This is a genomic window from Azospirillum endophyticum (genome assembly GCF_016595245.1).
Taxonomy (GTDB): Bacteria; Pseudomonadota; Alphaproteobacteria; order Azospirillales; family Azospirillaceae; genus Azospirillum; species Azospirillum endophyticum.
Window position 1 is genome coordinate 131,632 of sequence record NZ_JAENHM010000030.1, and the last position, 12,245, is coordinate 143,876.

A 12,245-nucleotide genomic window follows, 5' to 3' on the forward strand; every position below is an offset into this window, starting at 1 on the left:
CCGGAGGCGCCGTGCTGGCATCCCCCCTGTCCTTGTTTGCCGTCGCCGTTGGCGGTGCCGCCGGTTCGGTGGCACGCTACGTGATGCTGCTGGCGATCGCGCAATGGATCGGCACCCGCTTTCCGGTGGGCACGATCATCGTCAACGTGATCGGCTGCACGGTCATGGGGGTGCTTTCGGAACTGGCGGCGCTGACCTGGTCGCCATCGCCGGAACTCCGCGCCCTGCTGCTGGTCGGGGTGCTGGGCGGCTTCACCACCTTCTCCTCCTTCACGCTGGACATCGGCGTCCTCGTCGCCCGTGACGAGCTCGCCGCGGCGGCGGGATACTTCCTCGCCTCGACGCTGTTCAGCGTGGTGGGCTTCTTTGCCGGCCTGTGGGCCGTGCGTTCTCTTGTTTCGGTGTCCCTCTGATGACTGACTCTCCCAAGCCCTCTGCCGATTCCGCTGACAACACGTCGATCGAAGCCAAGGGCGACAGCAAGGTCGAGACCCGCACGGTCACGGCCGACGAAGCCGACATGCGGCTCGACCGCTGGTTCAAGCGGCATTTCCCCGACGTGAACCACAGCTACCTGCAGAAGCTGCTGCGCACCGGTCAGGTCCGCATCGACGGCAAGCGGTCTGAGACGTCGTCGCGGCTGGCGGCCGGGCAGAGCGTGCGCATTCCGCCGCTGGCGGCCTGGGCCGCGCCGGTCAAGGGGCCGAACCATGGGTCGGCCCAGGGGGCGGGCAAGCCTAAGGGCATGTCGGACAAGCAGATCGCCGAGTTGCAGGCGCTGGTGCTCTATCGTGACGCCGACGTGATCGCCATCAACAAGCCGGCCGGTCTGGCGGTGCAGGGCGGCACCGGCACCTCCAAGCATCTCGACGCCATGCTGGATGCCTTGCGCTTCGACGGCAGCGAGCGGCCGAAGCTGGTCCACCGGCTCGACAAGGACACCTCCGGAGTCCTGCTGCTGGCCCGCACCACCTTCGCCGCCAGCAAGCTGACCGAGCTGTTCCGCGGCAGTGCCGTGCGCAAGATCTACTGGGCCGTCACCGTCGGCGTGCCGACGCCCTACCAGGGCAAGATCGACTTGGCGCTGGCCAAGGAAGGCGGTCCGCAGGGCGAACGGGTGGCGGAGAACAAGGAAGAGGGCAAGCGCGCCCTCACCGTCTATTCGGTGCAGGAGAATGTCGGCAAGCAGGCTGCCTTCGTCGCCATGTGGCCGCTGACCGGCCGCACCCACCAGCTGCGCGTCCATATGGCGGCAGTCGGCACGCCGATCCTGGGCGACGGCAAATATGCCGGGCAGGGCGCCTTTCTGGCGGGGGCGGAGGTGGCGAAGAAGCTGCACCTGCATGCCCGCCGGCTGGTCCTGCCCCATCCGCGCGGTGGCAAGACCATCGACGTCACTGCTCCGCTCCCCGACCATATGCAGGCGACCTGGAAATATTTCGGCTTCAGCCCCAACCTGCGCGACGACCCGTTCGAGGATTTCGAATAATGGCGGCACCGCTTCGGCTGGCCCTGTTCGACTGCGACGGTACCCTGGTCGACAGCCAGTTCGCGATCATCGACGCCATGAACCGGGCCTGGGCCGAGCATGGATTGGGCGAACCCGACCCGGCGGATGTCCGCCGCATGGTCGGGCTGTCGCTGGTGGAGGCGGTGGCCCTGCTGCTGCCGGCGCGGGATGCCGAAATCCACGTCGCGGTGGCGGAGAGCTACAAGCGCGCCTTCTCCGCCGCACGCGGGCGGGGCGAAGTGGACGAGCCTTTGTTCCCCGGTATCCTCGACGCGATAGCGGCGCTTGAGGAGGCGGGTGTGCTGCTGGGAGTCGCGACCGGGAAATCGCGGCGCGGGCTCGACGCGGTCCTGAAGGCGCATGGCCTGACCGGACGCTTCGTCACCTTGCAGACCGCCGATGTCGGCCCCGGCAAGCCCAACCCCCATATGGTCCAGCGGGCGCTGGCCGAGACGGGTGCCGAAGAAGCGGCGACGGTTGTGATCGGCGACACCACCTACGACATTCAGATGGCGCGCAATGCACGGGTGCGGTCGGTCGGCGTGTCCTGGGGCTATCATGCGGTGCCGGAGCTGGAGCGGGCCGGAGCGGACCGCATCGTCCGCCGCGGGCGTGATGTCGCCACCGCGGTGCTGGAGCTTTTGGAAGGGTAAGCGATGAAGCGTTTCTACAAGGCGGCGGGGGTCGGCGAAACCGGGGGCGGCTTCCAGGTCGAGCTGGACGGCCGTCCGGTGCGCAGCCCGGCCAAGGCGCCGCTGGTCCTTCCCAGCCGGCCGCTGGCCCAGGGCGTGGCGGACGAATGGGAGGCGCAGGGCGACCAGATCGACGCCCATTCCATGCCGCTGATGCAGTTGTCGAGCACCGCCGTCGACCTGATTCCGGCCAAGCGACCGGACATCGTCCAGGCGATCAGCGGTTATGCCGGCACCGACCTGCTGTGCTACCGCGCCGATCATCCCCAGCCGCTGGTGGACCGGCAGGCCCGACTCTGGCAGCCGCTGCTGGATTGGGCGGCGCTGACCTATGACGCGCCGCTGCATGTCTGCGTTGGCCTGATGCCGAAGCCGCAGCCGGAAGAGGCGCTCGCCGCGCTGCGCCGGGTGGTGGAGCGGACGGATGACTGGTATCTGTCGGCGCTTCAGACCGCGACCGGTGTCTGCGGCTCGATCATCGTCGCGCTGGCGCTGCTGGAAGGCCGTCTGAGCGCCGAAGAGGCCTTCGAAGTCTCGCAGTTGGACGAGACCTACCAGATCGAGCAGTGGGGCGAAGACGCCGAGGCCACGAAGCGCCGCGCCAACGTGCGCGCGGAGATCGTGGCCTGCCGCCGATTCGTGGATCTGCTGCGGGGATAGATAGCGGGGGCGTCAGGCCCCCGCCTCAAGCAGCGGAAGCCTTACTTCACCGTGCTGGTGGAACCGGTGGTCGGGGCGGCGCCGGGGGCGACGGTTTCCTTCTCGGCCGGCTTCCGGTTCTTGTTCAGCGACGTCATGGTGTCGTCGTACTTGAAGTCGGGCATCGCCTTCACGTCGTCACGGCTCATGCCGGCGAGGTTCAGGCGGTTGTTCTGCGAATCCCAGTTGGCGGCGCTGTAGTCGACGGCAACCTGCTTCTCGCCGATGCCGAGGAAGCCGCCCGAGCTGATGACCAGCTGCTTGGCCTGGCCGGTGCCGTCGAGGATGACGTCGTCGACCTCGCCGATCTTGTTGTTGTCGCGGCCATAGACATTCTTGCCGATCAGTTCCTCGGCGCTGGCGAGCTGGCCGCCGGTCGGGCCGGCCTTCGTCGTGCTGCTCGCGCTGCTGCCGGAGGTGGCGCTGTCGGGCGACGCAGTGTTCGACATGCTGGAGGTGGAGGAGGACGGGTTGCCCACCGTCGGCGAGGTGGTCTGCGCGACGGCGGCGCCGGAGAGCAAAGCCAGCGTGGCGGCGGTGGCGATCAGAGTGCGACGCATGGGGTGGCTCCTTTGTCGTTGTGTCGAAAGACATCAGAACAACAGGAGAGAAGCCGGTTTGATTTCACCTTCCGGGAATTCTTTCGGTGGGGGGCTAACCCTTCGTGGTAGGGTCCCACTCGGGTTCGTGCGGCGTCAGCATTGCCGAACCTGCCTGGAAGGTCAGCCCGGTCTCGGCCGCACGCTGCACGTCCTCCAGCCGCAGCAGGGCCAGTGCCGCGCCGTCATGGCCGCTCCGGACCTCGCCCGCCTCCTTGCCGTCCAGCGTCACCGCGGTGCCGGCCTCCGGCGCCGTACCGTCGACGGTGACGGGGAACAGCTTCTTCTTGATCAGGGCGCGGTATTTGGTGCGGGCGGTCAGCTCCTGCCCCATGTAGCAGCCCTTGTCCCAGGAAATGGCGTTCAACGCGTCCATCCGGCTTTCCAGAGGGATCGACTTCTCCGGGATCAGGTCCCGGGTGCCGTCGGGTACGCCGAGCGACAGGCGCAGCCGGTCGTAATCCGCAACCTCCCGCCGTGCCAGCCCGGCCGCGTCCAGCGCCGCCACCCCGTCCGCGGGCAGGAACAGGCGGGCGCCCAGGCCTGGCAGCCGCGGGTCGGTGAAGGCGACGCCGCCGGCGAAAGGCCGGGCGGAGCCGGGTTCCGCCGGCAGCCCCAGGGCCCCGAGCGCACCCTCTCCGAAGGCGACGGCCACACGCAGCCTATCGGCCCGATCCTCCAGCATGATCTTCGAACGCAGCCTGTACATCTTCAACCGGCGCAGCAGATCGGCACGCCGGTCGGTTTCCGGGTCCAGCAACAGGGCGGCGTCCGACTCGACGCCCGATTCGATCATCGTGAAATCGTGCAGGAACTTGCCCTGCGGGGTCAGGAACAGGGCATAGGCGGCATGGTCCGGCGTGACCCGCAGCACGTCGTTGGACACCAGCCCCTGCAGGAAGGCCTTGCGGTCCTCGCCCGCCACCGCCACCACGCTCCGCTGGTCGAGCACTGCGTAACCCGCCGACATCCTCGCCTCCCCGTCATCCGATCGACTGGAGTGTTGGGCCGAACGGCCCGGCTGGCAAGGGGCTGGCGTGGTGCGATGGGCTGGGTTGCCGCCACCGACTGTGGCATGATGACCAAAGCGGCAGATGCATCACCGTTGGGCAGAGGATCGGGTGTTGACGGCCGGTGGTGCCGCCGGATTACTCTGTTGGTAGCGGTGGCATGGCTTTGGCAATGCCATGCAGGTTTGACCTTTTGCGGATTGCCCCTCCTTGCCTTCGCACGCCGAGACTTCCCCCACGGACGCTCCGCCGCCCCGCTTGGAGCTGCGCGGCATCACCAAGCGTTTTCCCGGCTGTCTGGCCAACGATCATGTCGACCTCGTTCTGCAACCGGGCGAGATCCATGCGCTGCTGGGCGAGAACGGCGCCGGCAAGTCGACTCTGGTCAAGATGATCTACGGGGTGCTGCACCCGGACTCGGGCTCCATGCTGTGGCAGGGGGTGGAAACCGTGGTGCCCGATCCGGCCGGCGCGCGCCGGCTCGGCATCGGCATGGTGTTCCAGCATTTTTCGCTGTTCGACACGTTGACGGTGACCGAGAACATCGCGCTCGGCCTCGACGGCGCCGGGCCGATGGACCAGCTCGCCGACCGCATCCGCACCGTGTCCGAACGGTACGGGCTGGCGCTCGACCCCGGCCGCCATGTCTTCCACCTGTCGGTGGGCGAGCGGCAGCGGGTGGAGATCGTGCGCTGCCTGTTGCAGGACCCCAAGCTGCTGATCATGGACGAGCCGACCTCGGTCCTGACGCCGCAGGAGGCCGCCAAGCTGTTCGAGACGCTGCGCGTGCTGGCGGCGGAGGGCTGCACGATCCTCTACATCTCGCACAAGCTGGAGGAAATCCGCGCCCTGTGCAGCCGCGCCACCGTGCTCCGCGCCGGCAAGGTGGTCGGTGCCGCCGACCCGCGGCAGGAGACCGCGCGCAGCCTTGCCGAGATGATGATGGGAGCGGAGCTGTCCATCCCCGAACGGCCGCCGCAGGGTGCCGCCGGGGCCGCACGCCTGTCGGTGCGCCACCTGTCCACCACCTCCGACAACCCCTTCGCCACCAACCTGAAGGACGTCAGCTTCGAGGTGCGGGCGGGCGAGATCCTCGGCATCGCCGGGGTCGCCGGCAACGGGCAGGCGGAACTGATGGCGGCGCTGAGCGGCGAGGCGCTGCTGGCCGATGCCGGTTCCGTGGTGATCGAGGGGGTCTCCGCCGGGCAGATGGGGCCGCGGGCACGCCGCGGGCTCGGCCTCGCCTTCGTGCCGGAGGAGAGGCTGGGCCGCGGCGCGGTGCCGGAACTCAGCCTGTCGGAGAACGCGCTGCTGTCGGGCTATGCCCGCGAACCGCTGGTGCGCGGCGGCATGGTCCATTTCGCCCGCGCCCGCGCCTATGCCGAGACGATCATCCGCGGTTTCAACGTCGTCGCCCACGGCCATCGGGCGGAGGCGCGGTCGTTGTCCGGCGGCAACCTGCAGAAGTTCATCATCGGCCGCGAGATCCTGCAGAAGCCGAAGCTTCTGGTCGTCGGCCAGCCGACCTGGGGCGTCGATGCCGGTGCCGCCGCCGCCATCCACAAGGCGTTGATCGATCTGGCGCGGTCGGGGGCGGCGGTGCTGGTCATCAGCCAGGACCTCGACGAGCTGTTCGTGCTGAGCGACCGGATTTCCGTGCTGTTCCACGGCCGCCTGTCCGACAGCCGCCCGACGCACGAAACGACGGTGGAACGCATCGGCCTGCTGATGGGCGGCCTGTTCGGCACGCCGCCGGACGAAGACGGGGAGATCACGCGTGCGGTCTGATGGTTTTGTGAGCACCGGAGACGCCGCATGAGCTTCATCCGTCTTGAGCCGCGCGGGCAAGCCTCGAAGACCATGGTCTACGTCACGCCGCTGCTGGCGGTGGCGCTGACTCTGCTCAGCGGCTTCATCCTGTTCCTGGCGATGGGCTTCGACCCGTTGAAGGCGCTCTATTCCTTCTTCGTCGCGCCGGTGACCTCGGTCCGCGGGGTCGGCGAGCTGGTGGTGAAGGCGACGCCGCTGGTGCTGTGCGCCGTCGGGCTCGCCATCGGCTTCCGGGCCAATGTCTGGAACATTGGCGCCGAAGGGCAGCTGACGCTGGGCGCCATCACCGGCGGTGGGCTGGCGCTGGCCTTCTATGGCGAGGGCGGCTGGTGGCTGCTGCCGATGATGGTGGTCGGCGGCGCCGTCGGCGGTGCGGTGTGGGCTGCGGTGCCGGCCTTTCTGCGGCTGCGCTTCAACGCCAGCGAGATCCTGACCAGCCTGATGCTGAACTATGTCGCGCTGCTGCTGCTGAACTATCTGGTCCATGGTCCCTTCCGCGATCCGGACGGCTTCGCCTTCCCGGAATCGCGGCTGTTCGAGGCCGATGCCACGCTGCCGGTGCTGTGGGCCGGAACCCGCGTCCATCTGGGCGCGCTGTTCGCGCTGCTGGCGGTGGCGGGCGGCTGGCTGCTGATCGCGCGGACCTTCATCGGCTTCCAGATCAAGGTGATCGGGCTGACCCCGGCGGCCGCCGGCTATGCCGGCTTTGACCAGAAGCGCATCGTCTGGCTGACGCTGCTGCTGTCGGGGGCGCTGGCCGGCATCGCCGGCATGGGCGAGGTCGCCGGCCCCATCGGCCAGGTCACCGCCGGCATCTCGCCCGGCTACGGCTACACCGCGATCATCGTCGCCTTCCTCGGCCGGCTGCATCCGGTCGGCATCCTGCTGGCGGCGTTGCTGATGGCGCTGTCCTTCATCGGCGGCGAGGCGGCGCAGATCGCCATGGGCCTGCCCAAGGCCATCACCGGAGTGTTCCAGGGCATGCTTCTGTTCTTCCTGCTGGCGAGCGACGTGCTGATCCGCTACCGGGTCCGCTTCGGTGCGCGGAGGGCCGCGGCATGAACGACCTTGCCCTGATCGGCCCGATCCTGGCCGCGATGTTCGCGGCGGCGACACCGCTGCTGTTCGCCGCGCTGGGCGAGCTGGTGGTGGAGAAGTCGGGCGTCCTCAACCTCGGCGTCGAGGGCATGATGCTGGTCGGCGCCGTCTGCGGCTTCGCCGTAGCGGTGCAGACCGGCAGTGCCACCACCGGCTTCCTCGTCGCCGCCCTGGCCGGTGCGGCCACCGCCTCGCTGTTCGCCGTGCTGACCCTGTTCCTGCTGGCCAACCAGGTGGCGACCGGCCTGGCGCTGACTTTGTTCGGCGTCGGGCTGTCGGCGCTGATCGGCCAGGGCTTCGTCGGCATCCCGCTGGAAGGGTTGCCGAAGCTGTACATCCCCGGCCTGACCGACCTGCCGGTGGTGGGGCAGGCGCTGTTCGGCCAGGACGTCATGGTCTATCTGTCGGTGGCCGCGGTCCCCCTGGTCCATCTTTTCCTCTACCGCACCCGCGCCGGCCTCGTGCTGCGCGCGGTGGGGGAGAACCACACGGCCGCCCATGCGCTGGGCTACAAGGTGCTGCGCATCCGCTTCCTCGCCGTGCTGTTCGGCGGCGCCATGGCCGGGCTGGGCGGCGCTTTCCTGTCGATGGACTACACGCCGATGTGGGCGGAGAACATGACGTCGGGGCGCGGCTGGATCGCGCTGGCGCTGGTGGTCTTCGCCACCTGGAAGCCGGCGCGCGCCATGCTGGGCGCCTGGCTGTTCGGCGGCGTCACCATCCTGCAGCTGCATGTCCAGGGGCTGGGCATCGACGTGCCGTCGCAGCTCTTGTCGATGCTGCCTTATCTGGCTACCGTCCTGGTTCTGGTGTTGATTTCGCGGGACGTCGCCCGCATCCGCCTGAACGCGCCGGCCTGCCTGGGAAAACTGTTTCATCCCGATGCTTGACGCGTCGTTTTGAAATCGAAACAAAGCCCACATCTAAAGACCTGAAGAACAAGGAGCGTCGACGTGAACAGAAGGACGATGGGCAAGACGGTGCTGGGTCTGGCCGGCGCCGCGATTGCGCTGAGCGTGGGCCTGGGCGCGGGTATGGGCTCCGCCCTGGCCCAGGAGAAGCTGAAGGTCGGCTTCGTCTATGTCGGCCCGATCAGCGACCATGGCTACAGCTACCAGCACGACCAGGGCCGTCTGGCCGTCGAGAAGGCGCTGGGCGACAAGGTCACCACCACCTTCGTCGAGAACGTGCCGGAAGGCGCCGACGCCGAGCGCGTGATCGAGCAGCTGGCCGCCAGCGGCCACAAGCTGATCTTCACCACCTCCTTCGGCTTCATGAACCCGACGCTGAAGGTGGCCAAGCGCCATCCCGACGTGAAGTTCGAGCATGCCACCGGCTACAAGCGCGCCGAGAATGTCGCGACCTACTCCGGCCGCTTCTATGAAGGCCGCACGGTCGTCGGCGCCATCGCCGGCAAGATGACCAAGTCGAACATCATCGGCTATATCGGCTCCTACCCGATTCCCGAGGTGGTCGGCGGCATCAACGCCTTCACCATCGCGCTGCGCGAACAGAACCCGAAGGCCGAGGTCCGCGTCGTCTGGGTCAACAGCTGGTACGACCCCGGCAAGGAAGCCGAGGCCGCCAAGGCGCTGATCGACCAGGGCGCCGACATCATCGTCCAGCACACCGACAGCCCGGCCCCGATCCAGACCGCGCAGGAGCGCGGGCTGTGGTCGGTCGGCCAGTCGTCGGACATGACCCGCTTCGGTCCGAAGTCGCACCTGACCGCGATCGTCGAGGACTGGAACGGCTATTACGTCGACCGCGTCAAGGCGGTGCTGGACGGCAGCTGGAAGCCGATCGACACCTGGGGCGGCATCAGCACCGGCATGGTCGAGCTGGCTCCCTACAATCCGGCCATCCCGGCCGACGTCGTCAAGATGGCCGACCAGATCAAGGCCGACATCGTGTCGGGCAAGCGCCACTCCTTCCAGGGGCCGGTCAAGGACCAGTCCGGCAAGGTCGTGATCCCGGAAGGCAAGACCGCCACCGACGAGCAGATCCTGAAGATGGACTGGTACGTCGAGGGCGTGCAGGGCAAGGTTCCGAAGTAAGCGCTGTGCTCCCGCGCGGCGGACCGGGCGGAAGCGCCCCCGGCCCGTCGCGTGGGCCGGCGATGTGGGGAGGTGGGCGATGGACGGAAGCAGCCTCTACGACCGCGATTTCTACGCCTGGGCGAATGAACAGGCATCCCTTGTCCGAGCCCGCAATTTCGGTGCGTTGGACATCGGGAACCTCGTCGAGGAGATCGAGAGCATAGCCCGCCGCGAAAGGCGCGAACTACGCGGCAATCTGGGTACGCTTCTTCGGGATCTGCTGGTTTGGACGCGGTTGACGGGTGTACGGTCCGGGGCCTCACAAGCGACCATCAAACTCGACCGCAGGCGCATTGAGTATCTTTTGCGTGACAGCCCCAGCTTGTCGGACGAATTGGATGATGTACTGATCGACGCCTACGACATAGCGCGGCTACAGGCCGCTGTCAGAACGGGTTTGGGGGAAGACGTATTCCCGGCAGACTGCCCGTGGAGCTTTGCCGAAATGATGGACGAGGCATTCTGGCCGGATGCATGAGCGGCGCCTTGCGACGCCGCCCGTTTTACAGATATTCGCCCAATAGCCGCAGGAACGGCCGGGCTTCCTGGAGGACCAGGATGGTCTGGTGGAACAGGTCCTCGGGCGAGGCGTGGTGTTCCAGCCGGATTTCCGAGAACAGGATGATCTTCTGGCCGCCCTGGACGATGAAGCGGACATGTGGCAGCCCCTCGATCCCGCGCAGCACCGCCAGCAGGGCGCGGCGGCGTTCCGGAGCCTGGGCGGTGTAGGGGACATGGCCGACATCGGCCCAGATCTGGCAGATCGACCCGCCGCCTTCCTCCGCGCTCTCGTGGCGGACGGCGACGTTGAACGGCAGGCCGTCGGCCATGAAGGTCAGCTTGCAGGGGCGGGGCGGCCTGGCGATGCCCAGCACGCCTTCCGGCGTCATCTCGATCGAGCCGGGGTTGATGGGCAAGGCGCCGTCCGGCACTTCGGCCAGCGATTGAATGGTCTTCAGATCGGGAACGGACAAGGCAGTATGCTCGACTTCAGGGGCGACGGATACGACAGCATGGGCGTCGCCAGCTAAAAATCTGTAAAGGCATGCAACGCACGTCTAGAATGGCTGTTCGCTGTGGTCTGAAAATACGAAGAAAGCAGGCGATGTCCGCCATCGATACCGTCGTCGTCCCCATCCACCGTGCCGGCTGGCCCTTCATTGCCGGTTTCGCCGTGGTCTCCCTGGTCCTCGGTCTCGCCGTCTGGGCGCCGCTCGGCTGGATCGGCCTCGTGCTCACCTTGTGGTGCGCCTATTTCTTCCGCGATCCCGACCGGGTGACACCGACCCGGCCCGGCCTGCTGGTCAGCCCGGCCGACGGGCGCGTCACCATGATCGTTCCGGCGGTGCCGCCGAAGGAACTCGGCATGGGGAGCGAGCCGCTGACCCGGATCAGCGTCTTCCTCAACGTCTTCAACGTCCACGTCAACCGCGTGCCGGCCGATGGAACCATCGTGGCGGCCGAATACCACAAGGGCACCTTCGTCAACGCCGCGCTGGATAAGGCGAGCGACGAGAATGAGCGGATGGCCTTCCGCCACCGCCTGCCCGACGGGCGCGAGATCGCCTATGTCCAGATCGCCGGTCTGGTGGCGCGTCGCATCCTGTGGTGGGTGAAGGCGGGACAGGAGGTCAAGGCGGGTGAGCGCTTCGGCCTGATCCGCTTCGGCAGCCGCACCGACATCTACCTGCCGGACGGTGTCGCCCCGCTGGTCTGCGTCGGCCAGACCGCCATCGGCGGCGAGACGATCCTGGCCGACCTGAACGGTGCCGAGCCGCAGCGGCAGGGGGACGTGCGTCGATGAAACGCCCGCCCATCTTCCGCCCGCACCGCGCCCGCCGACCCGGCCGGCCGCACCCGCGGCTGAAAGGGCTGTCGATCAACCATCTGCTTCCGAACGTGCTGACGGTGCTGGCGCTCTGCTCCGGCCTGACCGCGATTCGATTCGCCATGCAGGAGCGGTGGGAGCCGGCGGTCATCGCCATCGTCATCGCGGCCATCCTCGATGCGCTGGACGGCCGGATCGCCCGCCTGCTGAACGGGCAGAGCAAGTTCGGCGCGGAACTGGACAGCCTGTCCGACGCCATCAGCTTCGGCGTAGCTCCGGCGTTCATGATGTATCTGTGGGGGCTGAACGGTGCCGGCAGCCTGGGCTGGATCGCCGCCATGGCCTATGCCGTGTGCTGCGCGCTGCGTCTGGCACGCTTCAATTCGCGGCTGGGCGTGGTCGATCTGCCGCCCTGGGCCTACAACTACTTCACCGGCGTGCCGGCACCGGCGGGCGCCGGCCTCGTGCTGCTGCCGATGATCCTGGGCTTCGAGACCGGGCCGGACTATCCCGGCCATCCGGCCGTCATCGTTCCCTGGACGCTGCTGATCGGCGGACTGATGGTCAGCACCCTGCCGACCTTCTCCTTCAAGGGCGCGCGGGTGCCGGCCCATTGGGTGGTGCCGGCGCTGGCCGGCGTCGGCCTGCTGGCGGCGATGATGGTCAGCCAGCCCTGGTGGACGCTATCGATCGTCGGAACCGCCTATATGGTCAGCCTGCCATTCTCCATCCTCCAGTTCCGCAAGCTGCAGCGCGCCGCGGAACTGATGCGGACGGAGATCGACGAGCCGACGCCCGAGTCGCCCGATGCCGGATCGAGGGAGCTTCAGCCCGGCGCCCCCGTGACGCTGGAGAGCGAGACGCGGAAGCCGGTCTGACC

The 12,245-nt window shown here is 67.9% G+C and carries 14 protein-coding genes; 11 read left to right on the top strand and 3 right to left on the bottom strand.

Annotated features, from left to right (window positions below):
* Positions 1–11 precede the first annotated feature (11 nt).
* From crcB to JHL17_RS10065, 4 genes are read left to right on the top strand one after another with little or no spacing between them, the layout of a single operon-like run.
* Positions 12–413 (top strand): fluoride efflux transporter CrcB, encoded by a 402-nt coding sequence (gene crcB, locus JHL17_RS10050; RefSeq protein ID WP_200192616.1) that lies wholly within the window; start codon positions 12–14, stop codon positions 411–413.
* Complete coding sequence (locus JHL17_RS10055) at positions 413–1,489, top strand: RluA family pseudouridine synthase (protein WP_200192618.1); 1,077 nt, start codon at positions 413–415, stop codon at positions 1,487–1,489. Before crcB ends, JHL17_RS10055 begins: the two co-directional genes overlap by 1 nt.
* Positions 1,489–2,163 carry an HAD-IA family hydrolase gene (locus tag JHL17_RS10060; protein ID WP_200192620.1) on the top strand — a complete coding sequence of 225 codons (675 nt, stop codon included), beginning with the start codon at positions 1,489–1,491 and terminating at the stop codon, positions 2,161–2,163. The genes JHL17_RS10055 and JHL17_RS10060 overlap by 1 nt, the downstream gene beginning before the upstream one ends.
* Positions 2,164–2,166: 3 nt before the next feature.
* Positions 2,167–2,862: an ATP12 family chaperone protein gene (locus tag JHL17_RS10065; protein WP_200192622.1), complete on the top strand. Its 696-nt coding sequence runs from the start codon at positions 2,167–2,169 to the stop codon at positions 2,860–2,862.
* A gap of 41 nt (positions 2,863–2,903) precedes the next feature.
* Here the strand turns inward: JHL17_RS10065 and JHL17_RS10070 are convergent, their stop codons facing one another.
* Entirely contained in the window at positions 2,904–3,461 is a 558-nt protein-coding gene (locus JHL17_RS10070) for a PRC-barrel domain-containing protein (protein ID WP_200192624.1), read from the bottom strand.
* Between the two features lie 94 nt (positions 3,462–3,555).
* The gene (gene ygfZ / locus JHL17_RS10075) at positions 3,556–4,470 is read right to left on the bottom strand and encodes a CAF17-like 4Fe-4S cluster assembly/insertion protein YgfZ (protein ID WP_200192626.1); all 915 of its coding nucleotides are present in this window, start codon (positions 4,468–4,470) and stop codon (positions 3,556–3,558) included.
* Positions 4,471–4,720: 250 nt separating this feature from the next.
* On the opposite strand from ygfZ, the gene JHL17_RS10080 reads away from it, so the two are divergent.
* From JHL17_RS10080 to JHL17_RS10100, 5 genes are all read left to right on the top strand, one after another.
* Positions 4,721–6,298, top strand: a complete 1,578-nt coding sequence (locus JHL17_RS10080; protein ID WP_200192628.1) for an ABC transporter ATP-binding protein — start codon at positions 4,721–4,723, stop codon at positions 6,296–6,298.
* A gap of 27 nt (positions 6,299–6,325) precedes the next feature.
* Positions 6,326–7,402: an ABC transporter permease gene (locus JHL17_RS10085; protein ID WP_200192630.1), complete on the top strand. Its 1,077-nt coding sequence runs from the start codon at positions 6,326–6,328 to the stop codon at positions 7,400–7,402.
* On the top strand, positions 7,399–8,328 hold the full coding sequence (locus JHL17_RS10090; protein WP_200192631.1) for an ABC transporter permease: 930 nt from the start codon (positions 7,399–7,401) through the stop codon (positions 8,326–8,328). Before JHL17_RS10085 ends, JHL17_RS10090 begins: the two co-directional genes overlap by 4 nt.
* 78 nt (positions 8,329–8,406) lie before the next feature.
* The gene (locus JHL17_RS10095; RefSeq protein ID WP_200193153.1) at positions 8,407–9,495 is read left to right on the top strand and encodes a BMP family ABC transporter substrate-binding protein; all 1,089 of its coding nucleotides are present in this window, start codon (positions 8,407–8,409) and stop codon (positions 9,493–9,495) included.
* A 79-nt stretch (positions 9,496–9,574) separates the two neighbouring features.
* Complete coding sequence (locus tag JHL17_RS10100) at positions 9,575–10,015, top strand: DUF29 domain-containing protein (protein WP_200192633.1); 441 nt, start codon at positions 9,575–9,577, stop codon at positions 10,013–10,015.
* 25 nt (positions 10,016–10,040) lie between these two features.
* Here the strand turns inward: JHL17_RS10100 and JHL17_RS10105 are convergent, their stop codons facing one another.
* Entirely contained in the window at positions 10,041–10,511 is a 471-nt protein-coding gene (locus tag JHL17_RS10105; protein ID WP_200192635.1) for a hypothetical protein, read from the bottom strand.
* Between the two features lie 131 nt (positions 10,512–10,642).
* Here JHL17_RS10105 and JHL17_RS10110 point away from each other — a divergent pair, with 131 nt between their 5' ends.
* Positions 10,643–11,341 carry a phosphatidylserine decarboxylase gene (locus JHL17_RS10110; protein WP_247893439.1) on the top strand — a complete coding sequence of 233 codons (699 nt, stop codon included), beginning with the start codon at positions 10,643–10,645 and terminating at the stop codon, positions 11,339–11,341.
* Positions 11,338–12,243 carry a CDP-alcohol phosphatidyltransferase family protein gene (locus JHL17_RS10115; RefSeq protein ID WP_200192639.1) on the top strand — a complete coding sequence of 302 codons (906 nt, stop codon included), beginning with the start codon at positions 11,338–11,340 and terminating at the stop codon, positions 12,241–12,243. Before JHL17_RS10110 ends, JHL17_RS10115 begins: the two co-directional genes overlap by 4 nt.
* Positions 12,244–12,245 lie beyond the last annotated feature (2 nt).